The 24,421-nt window shown below is 66.4% G+C and carries 24 protein-coding genes and 1 other RNA gene; 12 read left to right on the top strand and 13 right to left on the bottom strand.

All coding sequences use genetic code 11. From position 1 onward, the window contains the following. Positions 1-109: 109 nt before the first annotated feature. A complete protein-coding gene (locus GQB03_RS05235) occupies positions 110-604 on the bottom strand; it encodes a c-type cytochrome (RefSeq protein ID WP_235026957.1) in 495 nt (164 codons plus the stop codon). 93 nt (positions 605-697) lie between these two features. Between GQB03_RS05235 and ssrA the strand changes: the two genes are divergently transcribed. Together ssrA and GQB03_RS05225 are read left to right on the top strand one after the other, a co-directional pair. Next, positions 698-1,021, top strand: a transfer-messenger RNA (tmRNA) gene (gene ssrA, locus GQB03_RS05230). A 44-nt stretch (positions 1,022-1,065) separates the two neighbouring features. Then, on the top strand, positions 1,066-1,686 hold the full coding sequence (locus tag GQB03_RS05225; RefSeq protein WP_159685611.1) for a flavin reductase family protein: 621 nt from the start codon (positions 1,066-1,068) through the stop codon (positions 1,684-1,686). Between the two features lies 1 nt (position 1,687). Here the strand turns inward: GQB03_RS05225 and trmA are convergent, their stop codons facing one another. Further along, positions 1,688-2,776 (bottom strand): tRNA (uridine(54)-C5)-methyltransferase TrmA, encoded by a 1,089-nt coding sequence (trmA, locus tag GQB03_RS05220; protein ID WP_159685607.1) that lies wholly within the window; start codon positions 2,774-2,776, stop codon positions 1,688-1,690. A gap of 270 nt (positions 2,777-3,046) precedes the next feature. Here trmA and GQB03_RS05215 point away from each other — a divergent pair, with 270 nt between their 5' ends. Beyond that, entirely contained in the window at positions 3,047-4,990 is a 1,944-nt protein-coding gene (locus tag GQB03_RS05215; protein ID WP_159685602.1) for an ABC-F family ATP-binding cassette domain-containing protein, read from the top strand. Positions 4,991-5,040: 50 nt separating this feature from the next. On the opposite strand, the gene GQB03_RS05210 is transcribed toward GQB03_RS05215, so the two are convergent. Continuing rightward, positions 5,041-5,796 (bottom strand): transglycosylase SLT domain-containing protein, encoded by a 756-nt coding sequence (locus tag GQB03_RS05210; protein WP_159685597.1) that lies wholly within the window; start codon positions 5,794-5,796, stop codon positions 5,041-5,043. 275 nt (positions 5,797-6,071) lie between these two features. After that, entirely contained in the window at positions 6,072-6,620 is a 549-nt protein-coding gene (locus GQB03_RS05205) for a phasin family protein (protein WP_159685592.1), read from the bottom strand. 113 nt (positions 6,621-6,733) lie between these two features. Between GQB03_RS05205 and GQB03_RS05200 the strand changes: the two genes are divergently transcribed. The 4 genes from GQB03_RS05200 (at position 6,734) to dbpA (ending at position 11,144) form a co-directional block, all read left to right on the top strand. Further along, positions 6,734-7,933 carry a YcjF family protein gene (locus GQB03_RS05200; protein ID WP_407644531.1) on the top strand — a complete coding sequence of 400 codons (1,200 nt, stop codon included), beginning with the start codon at positions 6,734-6,736 and terminating at the stop codon, positions 7,931-7,933. 230 nt (positions 7,934-8,163) lie between these two features. Next, positions 8,164-8,868: a nucleotide-binding protein gene (locus tag GQB03_RS05195; RefSeq protein WP_159685582.1), complete on the top strand. Its 705-nt coding sequence runs from the start codon at positions 8,164-8,166 to the stop codon at positions 8,866-8,868. A gap of 172 nt (positions 8,869-9,040) precedes the next feature. After that, a complete protein-coding gene (locus GQB03_RS05190; protein WP_159685578.1) occupies positions 9,041-9,526 on the top strand; it encodes a hypothetical protein in 486 nt (161 codons plus the stop codon). A gap of 190 nt (positions 9,527-9,716) precedes the next feature. After that, positions 9,717-11,144: an ATP-dependent RNA helicase DbpA gene (gene dbpA, locus GQB03_RS05185; RefSeq protein ID WP_159685573.1), complete on the top strand. Its 1,428-nt coding sequence runs from the start codon at positions 9,717-9,719 to the stop codon at positions 11,142-11,144. 534 nt (positions 11,145-11,678) lie between these two features. Here the strand turns inward: dbpA and GQB03_RS05180 are convergent. From GQB03_RS05180 to GQB03_RS05155, 6 genes are all read right to left on the bottom strand, one after another. Beyond that, the gene (locus GQB03_RS05180; protein ID WP_235026956.1) at positions 11,679-12,191 is read right to left on the bottom strand and encodes a YgjP-like metallopeptidase domain-containing protein; all 513 of its coding nucleotides are present in this window, start codon (positions 12,189-12,191) and stop codon (positions 11,679-11,681) included. Then, complete coding sequence (locus GQB03_RS05175; RefSeq protein WP_235026955.1) at positions 12,188-13,834, bottom strand: MFS transporter; 1,647 nt, start codon at positions 13,832-13,834, stop codon at positions 12,188-12,190. Before GQB03_RS05175 ends, GQB03_RS05180 begins: the two co-directional genes overlap by 4 nt. A 271-nt stretch (positions 13,835-14,105) precedes the next feature. Then, positions 14,106-15,365, bottom strand: a complete 1,260-nt coding sequence (locus GQB03_RS05170) for an oxidoreductase (protein WP_200832115.1) — start codon at positions 15,363-15,365, stop codon at positions 14,106-14,108. Positions 15,366-15,460: 95 nt separating this feature from the next. Then, on the bottom strand, positions 15,461-16,141 hold the full coding sequence (locus GQB03_RS05165) for a GNAT family N-acetyltransferase (RefSeq protein ID WP_159685569.1): 681 nt from the start codon (positions 16,139-16,141) through the stop codon (positions 15,461-15,463). Between the two features lie 56 nt (positions 16,142-16,197). Then, positions 16,198-16,776: a molybdopterin-dependent oxidoreductase gene (locus tag GQB03_RS05160; protein WP_159685565.1), complete on the bottom strand. Its 579-nt coding sequence runs from the start codon at positions 16,774-16,776 to the stop codon at positions 16,198-16,200. A gap of 105 nt (positions 16,777-16,881) precedes the next feature. After that, positions 16,882-17,097 (bottom strand): tautomerase family protein, encoded by a 216-nt coding sequence (locus tag GQB03_RS05155; RefSeq protein ID WP_159685560.1) that lies wholly within the window; start codon positions 17,095-17,097, stop codon positions 16,882-16,884. 208 nt (positions 17,098-17,305) lie between these two features. Here GQB03_RS05155 and GQB03_RS05150 point away from each other — a divergent pair, with 208 nt between their 5' ends. The 5 genes from GQB03_RS05150 (at position 17,306) to GQB03_RS05130 (ending at position 23,151) form a co-directional block, all read left to right on the top strand. Next, complete coding sequence (locus GQB03_RS05150) at positions 17,306-18,886, top strand: winged helix-turn-helix domain-containing tetratricopeptide repeat protein (protein WP_159685555.1); 1,581 nt, start codon at positions 17,306-17,308, stop codon at positions 18,884-18,886. 304 nt (positions 18,887-19,190) lie between these two features. Continuing rightward, positions 19,191-19,415: a hypothetical protein gene (locus GQB03_RS05145; protein ID WP_200832114.1), complete on the top strand. Its 225-nt coding sequence runs from the start codon at positions 19,191-19,193 to the stop codon at positions 19,413-19,415. Positions 19,416-19,426: 11 nt separating this feature from the next. Then, the gene (locus GQB03_RS05140) at positions 19,427-20,395 is read left to right on the top strand and encodes a hypothetical protein (RefSeq protein ID WP_159685551.1); all 969 of its coding nucleotides are present in this window, start codon (positions 19,427-19,429) and stop codon (positions 20,393-20,395) included. 11 nt (positions 20,396-20,406) lie between these two features. After that, the gene (locus GQB03_RS05135; protein WP_159685547.1) at positions 20,407-21,762 is read left to right on the top strand and encodes a sensor histidine kinase; all 1,356 of its coding nucleotides are present in this window, start codon (positions 20,407-20,409) and stop codon (positions 21,760-21,762) included. A gap of 3 nt (positions 21,763-21,765) precedes the next feature. Beyond that, positions 21,766-23,151 carry a sigma-54-dependent transcriptional regulator gene (locus GQB03_RS05130; protein WP_159685543.1) on the top strand — a complete coding sequence of 462 codons (1,386 nt, stop codon included), beginning with the start codon at positions 21,766-21,768 and terminating at the stop codon, positions 23,149-23,151. A 12-nt stretch (positions 23,152-23,163) separates the two neighbouring features. Here the strand turns inward: GQB03_RS05130 and GQB03_RS05125 are convergent, their stop codons facing one another. The 3 genes from GQB03_RS05125 to GQB03_RS05115 form a co-directional block, all read right to left on the bottom strand. Beyond that, a complete protein-coding gene (locus GQB03_RS05125; protein WP_159685539.1) occupies positions 23,164-23,367 on the bottom strand; it encodes a heavy-metal-associated domain-containing protein in 204 nt (67 codons plus the stop codon). A gap of 92 nt (positions 23,368-23,459) precedes the next feature. Then, complete coding sequence (locus tag GQB03_RS05120; RefSeq protein WP_159685535.1) at positions 23,460-23,726, bottom strand: KTSC domain-containing protein; 267 nt, start codon at positions 23,724-23,726, stop codon at positions 23,460-23,462. Positions 23,727-23,735: 9 nt separating this feature from the next. After that, positions 23,736-24,362: a glutathione S-transferase family protein gene (locus tag GQB03_RS05115; RefSeq protein WP_159685530.1), complete on the bottom strand. Its 627-nt coding sequence runs from the start codon at positions 24,360-24,362 to the stop codon at positions 23,736-23,738. Between the last annotated feature and the right edge of the window lie 59 nt (positions 24,363-24,421).

Below are 24,421 nucleotides of genomic sequence, written 5' to 3'. Positions count from 1 at the left end.
AGTCGCCGGTCGATCCTTGAGCACAAAAAGCACATGGTCTCGACAACATGACGAGAACTTGTCGCGGGGGGCGCATCCGGTCAATGCAGGACGACTCCGGATGATCGACTCACCGGCGTTTGAAGGTCTTGTGGCAGTTCTCGCAGGCAGCCTCGACGTCCCGATAAGCATTTCGTGCGGTCACTTCATCGGGCGCACCACCTGCCGCATCGACGACCCTCGCCAGGGCATCGGTCGCATCGAAGAAAGCCTTCTTGTCAGCGGCAAACCTGTCGGCCTCGCTCCATACCTCGGCGCGCGCATGGCTCGGCGGGTACAGCGTGTCCGCGGTGAAATACTGCCAGGGGACATCGCGACGCGCCATGAGCTGCGCCGTCAGCACCTTGAACTTGGCCGCATCGTAGCTGTCGGTTCGCATCATCACGCCCATCGGCTCGAAAGCCTTGATGATTTCCTTGAACGCGGCGCGACGATGGGCAACCGGCTGCCCGGGCCGGGTATCCTCCGGCTCACTGTTGCAGCCGGCCAGGGCAAGTGCGCAGAGGAGGATCGCGAAGGGCTTTCTATACATCACGGCGGCGGTGCTCGAAAGAAAATTACTCAAGGGCGCAGTATGCAGGAACGCGAAAAATCACCGCGGAAATCGAAATGCTCCCGGAGGCTTGCCGCCGGATCGGCAACCGCCGCAAGCGATCGCGCACGGTACGCCCTTGAAATCCGACGGCACATCCCCCATATTGTCTGCATGGTTGTAACTCCGGCAATCTGGAGGCGTTCTGGACAGGGGTTCGATTCCCCTCACCTCCACCTAAGCGCATCGGGGTGTGCTTAGGTGGGGGTGTACCGGTTTCGACAGGGCGGGCGAAGGTGAGCAGGCAACCCGAGAGGCGACGGACGTAATCCGCGCAAATCTGTAAACGCCAACGATGAGCGTTTCGCACTGGCCGCTTAAGGTCAGAGCCGGGGCCGCTGAAGCCTTGTAACCCAAGACAGCCGGCGGGGACTTCGGTCCCCGTCGTCATTTCCGTCTTTCCCTGCGGTGGCCCGCCGCTACGTGGAGGCCTCATGCCCGAAGCGATGCATTTCTACGAACCCCGCAAGGGCCACGGCCTGCCGCACGACCCTTTCAATGCAATCGTCGGACCACGCCCGATCGGCTGGATCTCGACCGCAAGCAGCGACGGAGTCCTCAATCTCGCGCCCTACAGCTTCTTCAACGCGTTCAACTACACCCCGCCGATCGTCGGCTTCGCCAGCATCGGGCGCAAAGACACGCTGCGCAACATCGAGGCCACAGGTGAGTTCGTCTGGAACCTGGCTACCCGGGAACTCGCCGAGGCGATGAACCAGAGCTGCGCCGCGGTTCCGCCCGAGGTTGACGAGTTTTCGCTGACCGGACTGACGCCGGCCGCATCGCGCCTGGTGACACCGCCCAGGGTCGCGGAAAGCCCGGTAGCCTTCGAATGCCGATCGACCCAGATCCTGCAGCTGTCGGGTCTAGACGGAGCCAAGGTACCGACCTGGCTGGTGCTGGGTGAGGTGGTCGCGGTGCATATCGCCACCCGGCTGCTCCGTGACGGCGTATACGACACTGCCGCCGCCGGCCACATCCTGCGGGGCGGTGGCGCCGCCGATTACTTTTCGATCGGTCCCGAACAGTTGTTCAGGATGTACCGCCCCGGCTGAGTCAGCGCTTTTTCAGCAGCAACCCGCACTCGAGGTGATGGGTGTAGGGAAACTGGTCGAACACCGCTGCCGCAGCGATGCGGTGGGTGTCCGACAGGGCAACGACGTTCTCGTGCAGCGTCTGCGGATTACAGGAAACATAAAGGATGTTGTCGAAACCACGGGCCAGCGACAGGGTGGCCGCATCAAGCCCGCAGCGCGGCGGATCGACGAACAGGGTGGTGAAGCGGTAGGCATCCAGATCGACGTCCTTCATCCGCCGGTATTCGCGCACCCGGGCGATCGCGCCGCTGATCTCGTCGCTCGACATGCGCACCATGGCAACGTTGTCGATCGCGTTAGCCGCGAGGTTGTAATCTGCCGCCTTCACCGATGACTTGCTCACCTCGGTTGCCAGCACCCGTCCGAACAGCGGCGCCAGGGCGACCGTGAAGTTGCCGTTGCCACAGTAAAGCTCGAGCAGGTCGCCGCCAAGCCCGTTGGCACAGGCGCGGGCCCAGCCGAGCATCTGGCGGTTAACCCCGCCGTTGGGCTGGGTGAAACTGCCTTCGATCTGCTGGTAGCGCAGCTGCCGGCCGTCGAGTTCGAACGCCTCGAGCAGCCAGTCGCGGTCGAGCACGATCTTCTGCTTGCGGCTGCGGCCGATGAGGCGCACCTGCAATGTTTCGGCGAGCTCGCGGGCTGCCACCTCCCACGCCTCGCCGAGCGGCCGGTGATAGATCAGGCTGACCAGCATCTCGCCGCTCAAGGTGGCGAGAAACTCGACCTGGAACAGGCGCCGCCCGAGCGTGTCGCTACCTTCGAGCCGCTCGCGAAGACGCGGCATCAGGGCGCAGATCGGCTCGCAGGCGGGCGGAAAGTCCAGCAGGGTGACCGGTGTCTTGGGGTCTTCGGCAGCGTACATTGCGTAATCCACCCGCGGCCCCTGGTGCCACATTCGGAACTCCGCGCGCAGCCGGTAATGCAAAGGCTCCGAAGCGAAGACCGCCGGCTCGGGCAGATCCAGGGTGGCGAAGCTGTGCTTGAAGCGCGCCACTTTCTCCGCCAGTTGTGACGGATATTCGGCAGGGTTGATGCTGGACAGGGGCATGGCTTGGATCGATGTTCGGGCGCTTCGGCGAAGCGCGGAATATACGCCCTCCGGTACCTGGCGGGGAGACCCTGGCGACCGGAGCGGACCGTCGATCCCCGGTATGCCGATCGAGATGGCCTGCGTCGGCGCTGCAAAATCCGCACGAAACTTGGAAGCACCAGCATGTTGCGGGACAATATCGCCCGGCTCGACGTCCCGTCGGCCGAGGCACCCCGAACCCTTCCTGCTGCACGCCGTTGCGGGACAAGTCACTGGAGTTTCGCCCGCATGATCACCCTCAGGAACGTCACCCTGCGTCGCAGCGCCAAGGTGTTGCTCGACGGCGCTTCGGTCAGCCTCAACCCCGGCGAGAAGGTGGGCCTGGTGGGCCGCAACGGCGCCGGAAAATCCACCCTGTTCGCGCTGCTCAACGGCAACCTTCACGAAGACGCCGGCGATTTCAGCATGCCGGCCCAGTGGCGCATGGCCCAGGTGGCGCAGGACATGCCCGAGACCGACCAGTCGGCCACCGATTTCGTCATCGAGGGCGACGTGGCGCTGGTCGCCGCACAGAAGGAAGTCCACGCCGCCGAAGCCGCAGACGACGGAGAGCGCATGGCCTACGCCTACATGGCACTGCACGACGCCGGCGCCCACGACGCCCAGGCCCGCGCACAGGCACTGATCCTCGGCCTCGGCTTCAAGACCACCGAGCTGTGCAACCCGGTCAACAGCTTCTCGGGCGGCTGGCGCATGCGCCTGCAGCTGGCGCGTGCGCTGATGTGCCCGTCCGACCTGCTGCTGCTCGACGAACCCACCAACCACCTCGACCTCGACGCCCTGGTGTGGCTCGAGTCGTGGCTCAAGCGTTACGCCGGCACCCTGGTGGTGATCAGCCACGACCGCGAGTTCCTCGACGCGATCACCAACGTCACGCTGCACATCGAGAACGGCCGGCTGACCCGCTACGGCGGCAACTACAGCACCTTCGAAGACACCCGCGCGATGCAGCTTGAGCTGCAGCAGAACGCCTACGCCAAGCAGCAGGACAAGATCGCCCACCTGCAGAAGTTCATCGCCCGCTTCAAGGCCAAGGCCAGCAAGGCCAAGCAGGCGCAGAGCCGTGTCAAGGCGCTTGACCGCATGGAGCGGCTCGCGCCGGTGCTGGCCAGCGCCGATTTCACCTTCGAGTTCAAGGAGCCGCCCAACCTGCCGAATCCGATGCTGGTCATGGAGAACGCCAGTTTCGGTTATCCGCCACCCGCGGACGCACCGGCCGGCAACGCGCCCACCGTGATCGTGCGCAACGTGAACAAGTCGGTGATGGCGGGCCAACGGATCGGCATCCTCGGTGCCAACGGCCAGGGTAAGTCGACCCTCGTCAAGACGATCGCGCGCACGCTCAAGCCGACCGGCGGCACGGTGCTCGAAGGCAAGGGTCTGAACATCGGCTACTTCGCGCAGCAGGAACTCGACGTGCTGCGACCGCTGGAGAATCCGCTCGAGCACATGGTGAACATGGCTCGCGCCGGCCTGCCCGCGGGGCAGAGCGGCCGCGAGCAGGACTTGCGCACCTTCCTCGGCACCTTCAATTTCAGTGGTGACATGGTCAAGCAGCCGGTCGGCACCATGAGCGGCGGGGAGAAGGCGCGGCTGGTGCTGTGCATGATCGTCTGGCAGCGCCCTAACCTGCTGCTGCTCGACGAGCCGACCAACCACCTCGATCTCGCCACTCGCGAGGCGCTGGCGGTGGCGCTCAACGAGTTCGAGGGCACGGTGATGCTGGTCAGCCACGACCGCTCACTGCTGCGCTCGGTATGCGACGAGTTCTGGCTGGTATCGCGCGGCGGCATCGAACCCTTCGACGGCGACCTCGACGACTACCAGCGCTATCTGCTCGACGAGGCGCGGCGCGCGCGCGAGGATCTCAAGGAGTCGCTCAAGGCGACCCGCGAAGAGACGCCGGTGCCGGTGCAAGCCGCGCCGGTGGCCAACAAGAAGATCAGCGACCGGCTAAAGACACTCAGGCGCGATCTGGGCAAGCTCGAGCAGCGCATTCTCGACCTGCAGACGAAGAAGCACGCGCTCGAGGCGCGCCTTGCGACGCCGCTGCCGCCGCAGGAGATCGGCGCGCTGGGACTCGAGCTTCAGGCCATCCAGGCCGACCTCGACGCGCAGGAAGAACGCTGGCTCGAGGTGTCGGAAGAGATCGAGGTGGAAAGCGCCGCCTGAAGGTGGCCGGCGCGTGTCTGCCGCGCCGCGGATCGCGACGCGAAGCGGGATCAGCCGTTGGGCGTCGCCTCAGCGCTGGTGGCAACGGAAACCAGCCGCCGCTTCACCGCCATGACCTTGCGGGCATAACGCTGCGAGCGGTCACCCAGCGATCCGTTGTAGTACTGGAGCGCGCGCGGAAGACTGCCGTAGCGGGTCAGTCCTTCCTGCAGCACCTGGGTACCGACGTGGACGTTGAGGGTGGGATCGAAGAGCGCATTCTTCTTGCCGCGCCGCGCACCCAGCTTGTCCTGGTGATAGCGCGGCATGACCTGCATGAGCCCCTGGGCACCTACGTGACTGACCGCACGCGGATTGAAACTCGACTCGACGGCCATGATCGCGACGATCAGCAACGGGTCGAAGCCCCGGCTGCGGGCCGCCTCTTCGGCCGCCACGAGGGCTGGCTCGAGGCCGTCGGACGACACCCGGTAGCGGCTCGCCACCCAGTCGCGGACTCGTGCCATCTCGACGCTGAGATCGCCGCCGACCGCGGTGAGTTCGCTTGTCGGTTGCGCGTGCTTGGGCGCAACGGCAAGCTTGACCGCCTTGCGGACCTTCTTCATCAAGCCGGAAGAATCGGCAACGGCCTGCGCCTCAACCGCGCTCTGCGATACCGTCGCGAGCACGGGTTCGGGCTCGCGCGAATCGGTACCGATCATGGCCAGTGCGGCAATCCCGGCGGCCAGCACGGCAGCATAGGTCAGGTTCAGGAACGCGCCGCCCGACTGGTCGACGCGACGGTGATCGTGATTCGCCTGTTTCATGTGTTCCTCCTCGTCCGGCCCCGGGGCAAGCACATGTGCCAAAGGCTGCCGCTGGCAAGCCTTCGGGCATGAGACTGTCCCGCCGGGCGACGGGTCTCGAATCGCCTGTCGCACAAGTGCGAACTGGCAACCCTGCGGTGCGTGGATCCATGAAACGGCGCCCCTTCGGGGAACGCTTCACCGCAGTATGAATATCCGGAAAAATGCCGCCCGATCGAAGACCGTGCGGCATTCAGGCCCGGACGGAAGGCTCCGTCCGGAACGATTCGGGCAGCTTAGCTGGCCTTGCGAGCGCGGGTCGTCTTGGCGGGCGCCTTGGTTGCAGCGGCAACGTTGGCTTCGGCCAGGTCGGAAACCTGCTTGGCGGCCTTGGTCATGCTGTCGTAGGCGTTGTTCGCGGTAGCGATTGCCTGCTTGGCAGCGGCGAAGATCGGCTCGGAACCGGCCGGTGCGGACTTGGCAGCCTGGTCGAGCGAGGTCACGAAGAACTTGTTCAGTTCGGCCAGCTGAGCCTCGAAGACCTTGGTGAACTCGTCCTGACCTTCGGAAGCGATTTCATACACGCTGCGGGCATAGGCAACAGCCTTCTCGACCATCGGCTGGGTAAGGCCGGCCTGCAGCTTGAGCAGTTCCTGCGGGTCTTTGGCGGCCAGCACGGCCTTGGCGTTGGCAACACCGTCTTCCAGCACCGAACGGGCGGTGTTGAGGTTCAGCGCGGTCAGACGCTCGGCCTTGACGAAGGCCGAATTGGCCTGGCTCAGCATGGTTTCGATATTGGCTTTGCCAGCGGCGACGAGTTGCTCGGGAGCAGCGAATTTGGTCATGGTCTCATTCCTCGATGTGGTTTCAAAATCAGGCACTGAAACATCAGACATCACTTCCTCGCGTCTTTATGTTGCAGTGCAGCATGGGGCGAATTATACGAGGATGATGCGGCATGTCAACAATTATGTTGCATCGCAACAACACCTGTAAGAACCGCGCGCCATTGCGAAAGCGGACTCGACGGGCGGCGTATGCCGGCTTCAACCATGCGGTGGCGCTGCGCCGTCATTTCGGGACCGATGCCGCCGCGTTCATCGCGGGTTCAGGCCGAACTGCCAGAATCGTCGGGAACCCTTCACCCGCCGGCCCGCTCCATTGCGTGGCCGGCACCACCCGATCGACATTCCAAGCAGGAGCCACGATGAACCCGCAACAGCAACAGGCCATCCTCGGCATCGCATTGCTCGCCGCCTTTGCCGACGGCGCCAACGACGAGCGCGAACGCGAGCGGATCCGCCGCCTCGCCGTCTCGCTCGGCGACGGCGACGGCACACCCGATCTGCAGGACCTCTATCAGCAGGTGCTGCTCAAGCGCTTCGGTCTCGAGCACGCCGCCACCGCGCTCGACGATCCCGACCACCGCCAGCTGGCCTATGAGATGGCGGTCGGCGTGTGTGATGCGGACGGTCAGCTCAAGGACGCCGAACGGGCATTCCTCGCGCAGCTCGCCACAGCGCTGCGGCTTGACAGCGCCACCACCTCGCCGCTGGTGGCACAGGCGGAAGACATGGCCGGACTGCTGGAAGCCGCCGCGCCGGCACAACTCACACCCGCGACTTCGCCCCCGCCTGCGCGTCCAGACGAAGCCGCACTGGACCGCAGCATCCTCAACTACGCGATCCTCAATGGCGCCCTCGAGCTGCTACCGCAGTCGTGGGCGTCGATGGCGATCATTCCGCTGCAGATGAAGATGGTCTATCGCATCGGCCAAGCCTGCGGCCACGAACTCGATCAGGGCCACATCCGCGAGCTGCTGGCGACCCTCGGCGTAGGCCTCACCTCGCAATATCTGGAACAGTTCGGGCGCAAACTGCTCGGTGGCCTGTTCGGCAAGGTCGCGGGCGGACTGGGGCGCAGCGCGGGCCGCGCCGCGACCGGCATGGCTTTCTCGTTTGCCACCACCTATGCCCTCGGCCAAGTCGCCAAACGCTATTACGTCGGCGGCAGGCAGATGAGCAGCGCACTGCTCAAGGAGAGCTTCGACGGCATGCTCGGGCAGGCAAAGGAGATGCAGACGCGCTACATGCCGGAGATGACGCAGAAGGCCGCCACGCTCAACGCCAACCAGATCATGTCGATGGTTCGCGGTTAAGCATCGGTGCAGCGCGCACCATCATGGTGCACAAACCGGCCGTGCGCGAAGGGTGGTGACCCGCAACGCCAGGGAGGAAACCTGGCATCCGAAGTGCCGGTATCGTGGCCGGATCTGGCGACACGGGGGATAATTCCTGCTGGATGCAAGCCAACGCGCATGGTTCTTGCTCCCGACTTAGCACCTTTCAACCGGCCCGGATCGGCGCCAACAGCCAACAGGACAAGCACATGAGCTCCATCAATTTCATCGGCGGCGAGAAGGGCGGCGTCGGCAAATCCGTCGTGGCACGGGCTCTGGCCCAGTACTTCATCGACAAACAGAAGCCTTTCGTCGGCTTCGACACCGATCGCTCCCACAACTCCTTCACCCGCTTCTACGCCGACTACGCGTCGCCGGTGGTGGTCGACAGCTACGAGGGACTCGACCAGATCGCCGCCTGCTTCGAAGAGGAATCCGCTGACGACGCACAGACCAGCGTGATCGTCGACCTCGCTGCCCAGACCGCCGCCCCGCTCGCCGGCTGGATCAAGGACTCCGACCTGCTGAGCCTGCTCGACGAGATGGGCATTACAGTGAACTTCTGGCATGTGGCCGACGCGGGCAAGGACTCGGTCGACCTGCTCGACGGACTCATCGAGCAGTACGGTGCCGGCCCCAATTACATCATCGTCAAGAATTTCGGCCGCGGCTCCGATTTCTCCGAACTCGATGCCTCCGCGGCCCTGGAGACCGCGCGCGGACTGGGCGCCCGGGTCATCAGCGTGCCCCAGCTGCACGAATCCAGCATGCGCAAGATCGACCGCCAGAACACCAGCTTCTGGGCCGCAATCAATCTGCGCGACCGTCCCGAGGCGCTTGGCCTGCTCGAGCGTCAGCGGGTCAAGACTTGGCTGAAGAACACCTACGCAGCCTTCGACGAACTGCCGCTCTGAGTCCTTGCCAAACCCGCCGGCCCCGGGCCGGTGGCATTAGCACCACGCGGAATCGGGGCGCAAGGCGTTACACTTGCCCCCTCGCGCTGCGGGCACCGGCCGGCGACACCCTCGCTGCGGCGTCCGGATCCATCGACACTTCCTGCCGCGTGACGGGAACACAGGCCATTCAATGCGACACGTACGTGATATCGATGCACTTCTCCTGCTTGCCACCACGCTTGCCTCCAAGCGACGGCCTGCCGAACTGGTCGAAATCATCGCGGCGTTCGACTTCTTGCAGACCGAAATCGGTCCGGAGCTACGCCTGCGCGAAGCGTTCGCCCACCTCTCCGAAGACGGCCTGATCCTCGAGCGCGACGGCGGCTACACGCTCGGCCCCGAAGCGCAGAAGATCATGGCGGCGGTGCCGAAGAAGGGCGGCCTCGCCGCCAAGATCTTCAGCATCAAGGACGACCTGTCCACCCACACCACCGAAGCCCCGCAGCCCGCCATCGTCATCGGCGAAGCACAGCTCGCCGAAGCCATGGCGGCCCACAAGGACGCCGGCAGCGGCGCCGGCAAGAACCTGCTGATGCCCAAGCCCAAGCCTGCTGCCGACGACAAGAAACGCCCGGCTGCATGGCGGCCTTTCGGGATGCGCCGGCGGACCCGCTGACCGGCACGCGCCCCGGCGCGGCAAAAGGTCGAAACCCGCACGAAATCGCCGCTGATCCGCAGCGCCCGGCGGGGTTCTCACCGGGCACCGCCGCCATCGAAGTCCGGGTCGGCGCAGGCCGCGCAAAGATCACACCCGCCCTCTCGCAGATTCCTTGCCTCGAAAGCGCCGGCAGGCGGGATAATCCGGCATGACCGAAATCACCCCCGCCCCGTCCCCGGCCGCAGATCCCGCTGCCTCGATTCCTTTCGACACCCTGCCGCTACCCACCGCCCTGCTCGACAACCTGCGTCAGCTCGAATACCGCACGATGACGCCAATCCAGGCCGCCAGTCTGCCGCTGGCGCTGGCCGGTCACGACCTCATCGCCCAGGCCAAGACCGGCAGCGGCAAGACCGCAGCCTTTGCCTTGCCGATGCTGTGCCGGCTGGACCCGCGCCGCTTCGCAGTGCAAGCCATGGTGCTGTGCCCCACCCGCGAGCTCGCCGACCAGGTGAGCAAGGAGATCCGCCGACTGGCGCGCTTCGCCGACAACATCAAGGTGCTGTCGCTGTGCGGCGGGGCGCCGATGAAGCCGCAGATGGCGAGCCTCGAGCACGGCGCGCACATCGTTGTCGGCACGCCGGGGCGGCTCATGGACCACCTCGAGCGTGGCAGCCTGAAGCTCGACGCGCTCGATTCGCTGGTGCTCGACGAGGCCGACCGCATGCTCGACATGGGCTTCCATGACGACATCGCCTTCGTCGCGCGACGCTGTCCGGCGCAGCGCCAGACCCTGCTGTTCTCCGCCACCTATCCCGAAGGGATCGCCCGGCTGGCGGGCGAATTCCTGCGCCAGCCGCGGGAGGTGAAGCTGCTCGAGCAGCACGCCGAGAGCAAGATCCGCCAGCGCTTCTACGAGATCGAGCATGCGGCGCGCCTCGAGGCGGTGGCAACGCTGCTAAAGCACTACCGGCCGGCCAGCACGCTGGCCTTCTGCAATACCCGCCAGCAATGCCGCGACCTGGTGGAGGTGCTGCACGCTCACGGCATTGCGGCACTCACCCTCAACGGCGAACTCGACCAGCGCGAGCGTGACCAGGTGCTGATCCGCTTTGCCAACCGCAGTTGCCCGGTACTGGTGGCCACCGACGTGGCCGCACGCGGCCTCGACATCGAGCGCCTCGAAGCGGTGATCAACGTCGACGTGACCCCCGACCCCGAGGTCCACGTCCATCGCATCGGCCGCACCGGACGCGGCGACGAGGCCGGCTGGGCGCTCAGCCTGTGTAGCCAGCCGGACAAGCGCCGGGTGGTGAACATCGCGCAGATGATGGGCTTCGAGCCCGAGTGGCACGACCTCGCAGCGCTGGAGATTGCCGACGACGGCCCGCTGCTGCCGGCCATGACGACGCTGCAGATCATGGGCGGGCGCAAGGACAAGATCCGCCCCGGCGACATCCTCGGCGCACTCACCGGCGCGGCCGGCTTCGGCCGCGAGCAGGTCGGCAAGATCACCGTGATGGACCAGTCCAGCTACGTCGCGGTGAGCCGCGACATCGCCCGCGACGCGGTGCGACGGCTGTCGGCCGGCAAGGTGAAGGGCAAGGCGCTGCGGGTGAGGGTGCTGGAGGACTGAGGCGGCTGGCCGGACTGCCACCCATACTGCAGCAGCGCGGTGCAGATCGCGTCGCAGCAAAGAATGTCGGCCGCGGCCGGATCCGTCGTACCGGCGCAGGCCGATACCCGGTGCGACGCATGGAGCCGCAACGGACGTGGTTTCTGGATTCCGGCCTGCGCCGGAATGACGGGCGGGTGGCGCTCACCGTAACCGTGTTTCGGGCCTGTCGCGATCGTGGCGGCATTAGACTCCGGAAAGCCACCCGCGTTTGATCCCGTCATACCGGCGAAGGCCGATACCCGGCTCGACGCATGGAACCGCACCGGACGTGGTTTCTGGATTCCGGCCTGCGCCGGAATGACGGGCGGGTGGCCCTCACGGTGACCGTGTTTCGGGCCTGTCGCGATCGTGGCGGCATCAGACTCAGGAAAGCCACCCACGTTTGATTCCGTCATACCGGCGAAGGCCGGTATCCAGAACGGCCGTCGACCATGCACACCACAGCGATGGGATCGCCCCACGCCGGTCACCAAGGCACGCCGCAGCATCCCCCTACGCCCACAACGCGCGTCCGGTGGCCTCGAGATGGCACATGTAGGCGCGCAGGTCGAACTCCAACTGATGGTAGTCCGGCTCCATGTGCCGGCACAGCTGGTAGAAGGCCTTGTCGTGCTCGCGCTCCTTGATGTGGGCGAGCTCGTGCACCACGATCATGCGCAGAAATTCCTCAGGCATCTCGCGGAACACCGCCGCAACGCGGATCTCGCGCTTGGTCTTGAGCCGGGCGCCCTGCACCCGCGAGATGCTGGTGTGGGTGCCGAGCGCCTGGCGGATGTCATGCAGCTTGCTGTCGAACATCACCTTGCTGAGCGGCCCCGCGCTGCGCAGGTACTCGTTCTTGAGCGCCAGCACGTAGTCGTACAGCGCACGGTCGGTGCGTACCGCGTGGGCATGCGGGTATTTGCGCAGCAGGACTTCGGCGAGGCGATCCTGCGCCATCAGGCTGCTGACCTGTTCGACCAGCGCAGGCGGATAGCCGGCGAGGTAGCGCGGCGGCGCGCTCACGCGGCGGGCTCGTCGGTGCCCGCCGCGGGCGCGGCCCGCGCGGCGACCATCGGCTCGCCGACATAACGCTGCACGCGTGGCTCTTCGTCCAGCCTGTGGAAGGCCCGGCGGCGCTCGCGCAGGCCGGCGTCGGATGCGGTGAAGCGTTCCAGCCGGCGTTGATGCTCGATCCAGTTCTCGTCGAGGAAATACTCGATGTAGCGGCCCGGCACGGTGGTGTCGCGGAACAGCCCCCACGAGAGCGCGCCCTGGCGCAGTCGCGCGCGGCGGGTCTCCTGCATCACCGCGTTGAAACCGGCCGCGCGGGCCGGGTCGATGTGGTATTCGACGGTGACCATCACCGGACCTTCGTCAGGGGCGATGTCGATCACCGGCTCGGGCGCCCTCGCCGAGGGGCGCACCGGCGTGTGATCGGTATCGAGCCCGCCATCGACGCTCAGGCGGCGTGTCAGCAGCAGCGCCAGCGGGCCGAGCACCGCCGCCACCGCGATGCTCAGCGGCACCGAGCTTGCGCTCGCCACATACCCCCACAGCGCCGCGCCCACCGCGCTGCCACCCATCAACGCCATCTGGTAGATCGACATGCCACGCGCGCGCACCCAGTTGGGCAGCGCCAGCTGTGCGGCGAGGGTGAGCGAGTTGGCTGTGGCGATCCAGGCCATGCCGGCCAGCGCCGAGGCCGGCATGGCCAGCCAGATATTCGGCGCCAAGGCCGTCAGCAGTGCCGCCACCGCATGCACGCCGGTGCCCCAGGCGACGAAGCCATCGCGCGAGATGCCGCGACGCAGGCGCGGCAGAAACAGCGCGGTGACCACCGCGCCGGCACCCATCGCCGCCAGCAGCGCGGTGAAGGTGGTGGCGCCGCCTTCGAGCCGGCGGGCGATCAGCGGCAGCAGCGCGAGCAGCGAACTCGATTGCAGGAAGAAACAGAAGATGCGCAGCAGCACCACCCGCATCCGCGGCGACTGCAGCACATGCTGCAGTCCGACCCGCATCGCGCCGAAGAAGCGCTCGCCCGGCAGCGCACTGGCCTTGGGTTGCGAGCGCCAGCGCAGGATGATCACGAAGGCCGTCGCGGACAGCAGCGCGTTGAGCAGGAACACGTACTGGCTGCCGAAGCTGGCGAGCAGCATGCCGGCCACCACGGGGCCTACGATGCGAGACATGTTCATGGCGATGCCGTTGAGCGCCAGCGCCGCGGAAAGGTCGTTGCGCGGCACCACCTCGGGGACGATCGCCGCGAACACCGGCCAGCGCATCGCCATGCCGATGCCGTTGGCAAAGGTCAGCGCCAGCAGCAGCGGCGCATTGAGGCCGCCGACAAAGGCCAGCGTGCTGAGGATCAGCGCCACCGCCGCCACCCACAGCTGGGTCACCGCAAAATAGCGCCGCCGGTCGACGATGTCGGCCAGCGCGCCGCTGGGCAGGCCGAGCACGAAGACCGGCAGCGTTGAAGCCGCCTGCACCAGCGCCACCATGACGACGCTGTCGGTCAGCGTGGTCATGAGCCAGGCCGATGCGACATCGTTCATCCACATCGTGACGTTGGCCGCCAGCCAGGCCAGCCACAGCATGCGGAACACCGGGTCGCGCAGCGGGGCGAGCGTCGAGGGTGGCTTGGGGGGATCGTCCGGAGTCATCATCTCAAACGGTCGAGCTCAGGATAAGTTCGCGGCAGGCAGGTGAATCACTGCGTGACCATGGAGGCGCGCAACACGACACATGAGGGAGCCAAGGGTCGAATCCTTGGGAACAAGTGCAACCGGGTAGCAGGGCTCGACGATCATAACCCTTCGAGTTCGGGCATGTTTACCCCACCCAGGCTGCGTCAGCGCATCGCGCCCAGGATGCAAGCCGGCCTGGGCGCGGCCGCCCGCCTGCTACCAACGCCCCTGCGCTTATCGATTCGTCGGCTCAACCATCTGATCGGCGCGCCATCATCGCGTCCTTTTCGGCACGCACGGCCGGATGGTAGCAGTCGGCCGGTTGTGCGCCGAGATGACCGACGCAGCCATTGCAGTCGACGCAGCGTGGCCCCGGCGTGCGGTCCCGGATGTGCTCGAAGAAGTAGGGATCGGCTATGAACGGACGACCGGCCGAACAGGCGTCGCAGAGTCCATCGCGCAGCGCACGCTCCATGGCCGCGCGGGTGCGGAAACCGCCCACGCAGATCACCGGTATCTTCAGCCGCGCCTTGAACGCCCGTGCGTAGTCCAGGTTGAAGCCTTCGCGTCGGCTCCACAGCAGGTTGCTGGCGAGGGTCACCAGCGGGCGGAACACGCGCATCAGGTTTCGGCGCAGCGGCGGCAGGTGCGCCATGCTGCCGCGGATCATGTGCCGCAGGCAACGGCCGAAGGTGCCCCGCACCATCGGGAAGCCGCTCTCGTAGTGGCCCACCGAGATCTCGACCGCATCGACCCCTTCCCTTTCCATGATGCAGGCCACCTCGACCAGCTCAGGGGTCTTCAGCCCGTCGCGCAGCGGCAACCAATCGGAGCCGTTCATTTTCATGATCACCGGAAAATCGGGACCGACCCGGGCGCGGATGGCCCGCAGGATCTCGCGCCCGAAGCGGGTACGCGCCTCCAGCGTGCCGCCGTACGCATCGCCGCGGCGATTGGTGTAGGGGGTGAGGAACTGGCTGAGGAGGTACCCGTTGGCCGAATGCATCTGCACCCCGTCGAAGCCGGCCCGCTGGCAGCGCGCCGCGGCATCGGCGAAATCCTCGATGATGCGGTGGATCTCCGGCACGCTCATCTCCCGCGGGCGGGTACCGGTCAGCAGGTCCTTGACGCCCGACGCCGACACCACGTCCCGCGCCCCTACGAAGTCCGGCACCACCTGGCGTCCGCAATGGTTAAGCTGCGCAAACATTCTCGCGCCGTGCGCATGCACCGCGCCAACGAGACGGGCCAGGCCCGGAATCTTGTCATCGTCGTCAACACCGAGCTGGAAGGGCGCGGATTTGGCCTGGCGGCTGATGTAGATGTTGCCGGTAATGATCAGCGGCGTGCCCGCCTTTGCCATCGGCTCGTAGAAATCCAGCACCGCATCAGTGACGAAACCGTCCGCGCTGGCCCGCGTTTCGGCGGTCGCGGTCTTGAACAGCCGCGCCGGCAGTTCCAGCTTACCGATGCGGATCGGCGAGAACAGCATGTTCGCAGTCGGGTCCATGGGGCACCCTCCATGAAGCGCACAGGTTCATCGAAAAATGCGCCTTTCATGTCGTTATAGCCCATGTCCCCGATCCGGCCCGTTGCAGACCGGTCTCACCCGCACCGCGCGATCACCCGTACCACCGACTCGGTCAGCACTTCGAAGCCCATTCCCTGGTAGAGCCGGCGCGCATTCACGTTGTCGCGCATCACGTGCAGGAAGGGTTGCTCCCTGCGCAACAGCTGGCGTCGAACGAGCTTCAGCATCAGCCTGCGCGCCAGCCCGCGCCCCTGGAAATCGGGATGCGTGCACACCCCGCTGATTTCCCGGAAGGCGCCGGTGAACAGCCGCTCTCCTGCTATGGCGACGAGCCGCGAACCGTCGAAGTAACCGAAATAATCGCCCAGCTCGACCGTCCGGCGGCCAAGTGGTCCCGGCCTCGTCAGGGTGCCCAGTTCGAGTGCCTGGTCGGCATACTCGCCGCCAAGCTGCACCGCGTCGGGGGCTTCGTCGACCGCCGGCATGGGGCCGGCCCAGACCATCCTGAACATCGAGGTCTCGGCTTCGACCTGCCAACCGACCGGCGATGCGCCGGACCAGCCCGCGCAGTAAAGGTGCTCGCCGGGCTCGCAGAACGGTTCGATGGCGCCCAGGTTCGGCCGGGCGTAATCCGCAAAGGCGACGAGCGGGGGAAAGCCCGGCGCGTAGCGCAAGGCCTCGGCTCCACCTGTCGCAAAACCTTGCTGGGCGCCCGCAAGCGCACGCCACAGAATGTTTTCCTTGAGTTCGTTCATGATCGGTTCAATCCTTCGCGCGCCCGCCCGGCCTGCGGCCACCTTCCGCAGCTCGCCTAGCCAGTCGCGACATCGATGTAATAGACGCCCCACGGGCAGAGCGCGAAGCGCTCCTTGAGGGGCTTGTCCCGCAAGGCCGGCACTGCGGCCGGGTCGAACACCGCCCACTGCGGACCGAGGCCACCCAGCGGCAGGGGTCGATCATCGAGATGCGTGGCGAGAATCATCCGGTAGGCGGCGATGTCGGCCGAGGTGATCTCGATGCGGTAACCATCTATTGCCCGGATGCCGACCCGTGCGGCGGCGCCGGTATCCACACCTGCCGCCTCGAGCACCTTTGTCAGCAGCGGCCCGCGCAGGCGGTGCGGGGTCTCGTCGTATTCCAGCGTCGGGCGGATCGTGATCGCGGGCAGGCTCAGCAAGGCCGGCGAATCGAAGGCAAAGGCGCTGGAAAAGTGCACGCCGTGCCTGACCATCAACTGATCGAGTGCCGGGTCGACCGCGCCCCTGTTGCCACGGGCGATCGCCCCGCCCACCGTGAGCAGGGCCGGGCCGGCATGCGCTCCGGCGAGCGCCGGTGCCGCTTGTGCGAGGCCGGCGAGGGAAGCGGTGGCAAGAAAGCCGCGTCGGTCCATGATGACTGCTCCCGTTAATGTGCGTCGGAAGGCGCAACATGAACCGAAGTCCGCAAGCGCACAAGGGCCGGCAGCGCCCGGGAAGACGGGCCGGCCCGGACGCGATCAGCTGCCGGCCATCGCCTTCACGTCGGCGGCGGTGAGCGCCTGTCCGCCGATCCCCCAGTCGCCGCTGCCGACCTCCAGTACGCGCACCCAGGTCACTCCGCGCAGGGCTTCGCCTTCGATGCCGACCATGACATTGGTGACCTTCTCGATCATCTCCTTCTTTTGTGCCGCGGAAAAAACACCCTGGATGACGTTGATATCGACGAGTGGCATGATGATTCTCCTTCTTGATCTGTTGGTTGGTTTCGCTTCGGCTTGTCCCCGTTGCGTGAAACCATTGTGCCGATCGACCGACCCGGGCGCTTGAGGATGGCTTGAGGATTGGCTGAGGATTTGATGGGGTTTCGCTGTATCGCGGCGATGGTGCGAGTACGGGCCGGTGCTAGTATTGGTCCAGCGCCGCAAGCAGGTGGGGATGCCCATGATTTGCAGATTTGCCGACTGGGAGCTCGACACCGGACTGTTCGAACTGCGGTATCAGGGCAGTCCGCGGCAGGTGGAGCCGCAGGTGTTCAACCTGATCGAACTGCTGGTTCGCAACCACCACCGCGTGGTCGGCCGGGACGAGATCCTCGCCGAACTGTGGAAGGGGCGCGTCGTTACCGACGCCACGCTGTCGACCTGCGTCAAGAGCGCCCGGCAGGCGCTCGGCGACACCGGGCGGGCACAGGCGCTGATTCGTACCGTATCCGGGCGGGGTTTCCGCTTCGTTGGCGAGGTCGACATCGTGGAGAGCGACGCTCCGACCGCGATCACGCCCGTCACGGGGGGAGGCGAGATCCTCCCGCCCGCCGAAACCTGCGAAGACGCGCTGGTCACCCGCCCGAGCATCGCAGTACTGCCGTTCGAGACGGTCGGCATCGGCGAAACACCCTCGACCATCGCCGACGCGTTGCCCCACGACCTCATCGCCGAACTGTCACGGCTTCACTGGCTGTTCGTGATCGCGCGTGCGTCGACTTTCCGCTTTCGCAGCGCCGAAGCCGATCTCGACGAGGTGCGCAACAGCCTCAAGGTGAGGTACTGCCTGAGCGGTGCGGTCGAGCTGCTGGGCCGCGTGATCACCATCTCGGTCGAACTGTGCGACACCGACGACAAGGGCGTGGTGTGGAGCGATCGCTTTCGCGCCGAACTCGACGCGGTTCACGAGATTCGCGAGGAAATTGTCCGCGCGGTGGTGACGGCGCTCGAGATCCGCATACCGCTGCACGAGGCGCAACGGGCGCGGCTGCGCTCCCCGCAACATCTCGATGCTTGGTCGGCCTACCACCTCGGCCTGCACCACATGTACCGTTTCAACAAGCTGGACAATGCCCGTGCGACCGCCATGTTCCAGCAGGCTGTCGCCCTCGAACCCAACTTCGCCCGCGCGTACGCGGGCCTGTCGTTCACCCATTTCCAGGATGCCCTGCTGCGCTACGACGACAACGTGCAGCGCGCCATCCAGCTCACCTACCAGTTCGCGGCGAAAGCGCTCGAGCACGACGAGGTCGATCCCTTCGCGAACTTCACGATGGGCCGGGCCTTCATGCTGCGCGGCGACCTCGAAGGCAGCCTGTCGTGGCTCGATCGCGCAAACGCACTCAACCCGAACTTCGCCCAGGCGCGCTACTCCCGGGCATGGAGCCAGTCCCTGCTGGGAGAGACCGCCGAGAGCCTCGTCAACACCGATGCGGCGCTGGCGCTCAGCCCGCTGGATCCGCTCGCCTACGCCATGCTGGGGGTGCGCTCGTTCTCGCACATGGGCCGCGACGAACCCGCCGAGGCGGCCGCATGGGCGGAACGCGCCGCAAACTCACCCGGCGCCCATGTGCTGATCGAATTGATCGCGGTGGCCGCCCATGGCATGGACGGCAACGACGCGCGCGCACGTTCATGGGCCGCTTCCGCGCGCCAGCGCGCGCCAGGCATCAGCAGCGAGGAGTTCCTGCGCGCCTTTCCCTTCCGCGACCCACAGGTACGGGCCCGCATTGGTGCGATCCTGAAGAAATACGGCTTCTGAGCGGCGAGGGCCTGCGGCGCCGCGCCGTCGCCCACAAGCGCGTGACGAGCCGGAGCGACCGGCGCTCGCCAATCCGTCACACGCTGCGCGATGACCGGACCCGCAGCGGTGGGGCGCATCCCCCACCGGGTGGGGGATATCCCCCGACGCGCACCACCGGCACTCGCCGAAAAAACGTAAATCATTGATTTATAAATTAACTTTCACCCCTCGAAAGGCTGGCATGGGGGTTGCGTTGATTGGTCTGCCCCAACCCGAAACACGCGGGCAATCCCATCAAGATCGCTTCAATCAGGAGATCATCATGTCCAAGCTGCTCAAGACCGCCTTCGTCCTTCTCGCCCTTTCCGCCGCCTACGTGCCAACCACCTACGCGCGCCAGGGTGCGGACGATCTGTCCGTCGGCGACGTTCGCCAGGAAGACCGCCGCGCGGATCGTCAAGCGGACCGCCGTGCCGACCGCCGGGCAGATCGCCGGGCTGACCGTCGCGAGGACCGTCGTGCCGATCGGCGCGCTGACCGCGGCTGAGCCGGCTGGCCATGGCACAGGCCATCGATGCACGCTTGCGCGGGGTGGCACTGGGGCTGGCCATCGCCGGCTTTGCCGGTGCCGCTCCGGCGGCCGGGCCGGCCAGCGGCGCGGGGCCGGCCGAGTTCAGCCTTGAGCTCGCTGCCGGCAGTGAGCGCAGCAACAATCCCGACGCTTTCATCGATGATTTTGACGTGCTGCGTCCGAACGGCCGGCGGATCGCCCGCGAAAGCACTTTCACAAACCTGCTGGCGCTCGCCGAACTCGAGTGGCCGCGCGGCGAGGCCGGTGCCTGGCTGTTCAACGCCGAAGCGGAGCTGCATCAGTCGCACCGGGTACCCGATTTCAACCGCCGCAACCTCGCGCTGCAGGCCGGCTCGGTCCTCGAAGCAGCCGGCGGCGAGCTCGAACTCAGCGTGCTGACGCAGCAACTCGTCCTCGGCGACGAATTCCTGCGGCGGCGTTCGGGCGGCCTTCGTGGCGTGTTCTCGGCGGGTGACGAAAAGGTGCGCCATCGCACCAGCCTCGACTGGCTGCGCGATCGCTACGACCGCGACAACGACCTGTACGACGCGGATCGGCTGCAACTGCGTCACCGCCGCAAACATGTGCTGGCGCAACGCTGGAAACCCGTGCTGCAGCTCGAGGGTGGCCTTGCGCTGGAGCGCAATCGCTGGCACTTCGAAGACCTTACCTCGCGCGAAGTACGCCTCGGGCTCGGCCTCGATCTGCACCCGCGCGACACGGTGGAGATCTCGATGCGCGTCACCCGCCGCCGCAGCCGATTCGGCGCGCCCACTCCGGACGAGGACCATCGCCGCACCGACTACCGCACCGATCTGTCGCTCGGCGCCTCGGTGACACTGTCGCCCCGCTACACCGTCGGCTGCGAATCGAGCCGCAGCCGGCGCAGTTCCAACGATCCGCTCGCCAAAGCCTCGCTGAACCGTTTCGATTGCACGCTGACGATCGACCTGTAAGGATTCCGCTCATGGATACTCCGGCCATGTCGACCAAGCCCTTCAACCTCAGCCGCCGCTTCGCGCTCATCGGCCTGGTGTCGATCGCCACGCTCAGCGCCGTGTGTGCGCTGTTGATGTCGCGCTTCCTCACCGAGCGAATGCTGCACCAGGAAGCCGTGCTGACCATGGAGTTCATCCGCAGCGTGGTGCTGGTCGAAAACGCCGGGCGCTATTTCCGTGAAGGCCAGGTTGGCGCGCAGGAGGTCAACAGTGCCTTCAATCACGTCGCCAACATGCCCGACGTGATCCGCGCCAGCGCCCACAGCGCCGACCGCCAGGTGATCTGGTCGAGCGACAAGGCCATTGTCGGCCGACGCTTCGACGACAACCACGAACTGGACGAGGCCCTGTCGGGAATGCTGGTGGTGCATGGCGACTCAGTCGACGATTCCGAAGGCGAACGCAAGTCCGAGCACGCCAGCCTGAAGCCCCAGGTCGGCTACTTCGTCGAAATCTATTTCCCGGTGCAGGATGCCTCCGGCCAGATTGTCGGCGCGGTCGAGCTCTACAAGAAGCCGCGCGCGCTGTACGAGGCGATCAGCGCCGGTCGCCGGGCAGTGTGGCTGGGGGCGGTAGCGGCTGGCCTCTTTCTCTACTTCACCCTGTTCTGGCTGGCGCGCCGCGCCGATGCGCTGATCCGTACCCAGCAGGAACAGCTGGTACAAAGCGAAACCCTCGCCGCGGTCGGCGAGATGGGCTCGGCGGTGGCGCACGGCATCCGCAACCCGCTGGCCTCGATCCGCTCCTCGGCGGAGCTCTCGCTCGAGCTCTCGCCCGATGCCGGCGAGCCGGCCCGCGACATCATCGCCGAGGTCGATCGCATGGAGCACTGGGTGCGCATGCTGCTCTCCTACGCACGCCCGGTCGCTTCGCAGCCGGTGGCGGTGGAGGTCGGCGAGCTGGTCGCCCACGGGCTCGCCGAATTCGAGCGCGAAACCGCACGCCGGCAGATCACCGTGCGCAGTTTGGTGCCGCCCGACCTGCCGCCGGTAAGCGCCGATCCGCTGCTGCTCGGCCAGGTGCTCGGCAGCCTGCTCGCCAATGCGGTCGAAGCGCTGCGCGAACACGGCGAGATCGAGGTCTCGGCCGGGCACGCCGAACGCCAGGTGTGGGTGCGTGTGCGGGACAGCGGCCCGGGCCTCACGCAGGCCCAGCTCGGCAAGGTGTTCAAGCCCTTTTTCACCACCAAGACCAAGGGGTTGGGTGTCGGCCTGCCGCTCGCCCGGCGCATCATCGAGCGCTTCGGCGGGAGACTTGAGTTGCGCAGCGAGCCGGGTCGCGGCACGCTCGCCGAGTTCAGGTTGCCGGCCTTCCGGCAGGGATAGATCATGGGAAGCGCAGTACTGGTCATCGAGGACGAGGCCACCCTGGCCAAGAACATCGCGGTCTATCTCGGCCGCCAGGGCCACGAGGTGGTGACCGCCGACACCGCGGAGACCGGCCTGGCCGAACTCGAACGCTTCAAGCCGGACGTGGTGCTGCTCGACTTTCACCTGCCGGGCATGGACGGCATGGCCGCGCTCGGCCGGCTGGCCGAGCAGGCGCCGGGCATCCCGGTGATCATGGTCACCGGCCACGGCACCGTCGAGCTCGCGGTCGAGGCGATGAAGAACGGGGCCTACGACTTTCTCACCAAGCCGCTGTCGCTCGCCAAACTGCGGCTGCTGATCGAGCGTGCCCTCGGCGAGTCACGGCGCGAAGAGGCGCTGTCCTACTACCGTCGGCGCGAGGCCGCGCTCGGCGACCGCTGCACGCTGATCGGCGAATCGCCACCGATGATGGCGCTCAAGGCCCGCATCGACCAGCTCATCGAGGCGGAGAGCAAGCTGCGCGACGGCGAACCGCCAGCGGCGCTGGTCACCGGCGAGACCGGCACCGGCAAGGAGCTGGTGGCGCGCGCGCTGCATTTTTCGGGACCGCGCGCAAGCAAGCCCTTCGTCGAGATCAACTGCGCCGCGATCCCCGCGCAGCTGCTCGAGTCTGAGCTGTTCGGCCATGAGCGCGGTGCGTTTACCGATGCGCGCGAACGCAAGATCGGCCTCGTCGAAACGGCCGAGGGCGGCACCCTGTTCCTCGACGAGATCGGCGACCTCGATCTCGGCTTGCAGGCCAAGCTGCTCAAGCTGCTCGAGGAGAAAACGGTGCGCCGCCTCGGCAGCCTGCGCGACCAGAAGGTCGATGTGCGCATCGTCGCCGCCACCCACCGGCCGATGGAGCAGCATGTGCGCGACGGCCGCTTCCGCGCCGACCTCTACTACCGGCTGCGCATCGTCGAATTCCGCCTGCCGTCGCTGCGCGAGCGCGGCGACGACGTGCTGCTGCTGGCGCGCCACTTCCTGCAACTGCACGCCGGCCGCTACGGACGCAGCGGGATGCGCTTCTCGCCGGCCGCAGAGGCGATGCTGGTACGCCATCGCTGGCCCGGCAACGTGCGCGAGTTGCGCAACCTCATGGAGCAGTCGGTGCTCATGTGCGCCGGCGACGCGATCGGGCCGGAGCACCTCAACCTCAGTCCGCTTGGCCTCGACGACGATGAGGCGCTGCCCGGCGCCGGCGCGGCCAGCGGCCGTCTCGAGGATGTGGAGCGCAACATGCTGGTCGGCGCGCTCCAGCAGACCGGCTGGAACATCACCCAGGCCGCCCGCCTGCTCGGCATCAGCCGCGACACCCTGCGTTACCGCATCGAGAAATACCGCCTCGCGCAGGAAGGCTGAGGCCGCCGCGGCTCAGCGGGTGCGAAAACCCGCGTCCTCGACCGCGGCGAGGATATCGCCCGCGTCGAGCATCGCGGTATGGTCGACTGCGGCTTCTCCGCTTTCCATCGACACCTCGGACCAGTTGATGCAGGGCAGGTCCTGGATGGCGTTCATGACGAGGCGCAGATCGTCCTCGTTGCGGATTCCTTCGATGATGAATTCGGTGGTGGGCATGGCAGGCGTTCCATTCTCGAAGCGTCGACTGTAACCCACCCGCACCGGTCAGGCCGGTTCAGGCGGCCCGCTGTGCATTGCGGCGAGCGGGCTCATTCCTTGCCGAACAAGGCATCCAGCGGATTCACCTTGGTCTCCGCGGTGCGCGCGGAAACCCTGCGGCCGGAGAATTCTTCCTCGATGTTGTCGCGGTAATAGCTCCAGGCCGAGCCGGACTGCTCGAGGCGGCGCCAGACGTCTTCGCCGACACCGGAATACTCGACCGCGCTGCCGTCATCGAGCTCGACCCGCAGCAGGCGTGCCCTGCGGTCGTAGCCGATTGCACGAAGCCGGCCTGAGCTGAGGCGTTTCATGTCCATGAGGCTACCTCACTGTTGCTGGCCCTGTTGGGCGATCAAGGCATTGTCGATCGCCTTGGCCGACTGGTAGGCCGCTCGTTCGCGCAGCCGCGCCGCGTAGGCGAGCAGCGCCTCGCGTTTGGGCATGATGCCGAAGGCGATGCCCCAATCCACATGGCTGCCCACGTAGACATCGGCCATGGTGAAGCGGCTGCCGCAGACGAACGCGTCTTTCTCGAACTTGGCGGTCAGCGCATCCATGACCCGTTCGGGGTCGCCGCACCCGACCATGCGCTGCTGCTCGTGGGTGGGCGTGACGCCCATCGCCTTGAGCGAATTGGCCTGCTCGATCGGCCCCGCCGCGAAGAACATCCAGCGGTAGTAGTCGGCCCGCTCGTGCGCTTCGGGCGCCAGGCCCGCCGCGGGAAAGGCCTCCGCGAGATAGGCGCAGATCGCCGCGCACTCGGTCACCACCTGTCCGTCGTGCACGATGGCGGGCACCTTGCCCATCGGATTGATCGCACGATACGACGCACTGTTCATCGGCTCGCCGTAGCCAAGAACATGCGTCTCGTGGTCCGCCCCGACCTCGTGCAGCGCCCAGCGCACGATCTGACCGCGGGACATGGGGTTGGTATAGAAATCGATGCGCGACATGCAAGCCTCCTGGAGCGACCCTGAACAGACTCGAAGCATAGCGCCCAAGCGACCCGCGC

This window comes from Cognatazoarcus halotolerans, from assembly GCF_009800965.1.
GTDB classification, from domain to species: Bacteria; Pseudomonadota; Gammaproteobacteria; order Burkholderiales; family Rhodocyclaceae; genus Cognatazoarcus; species Cognatazoarcus halotolerans.
The sequence above is the reverse complement of the archived record's forward strand: the minus strand, read 5'-3'. Positions and strand labels throughout refer to the sequence as shown.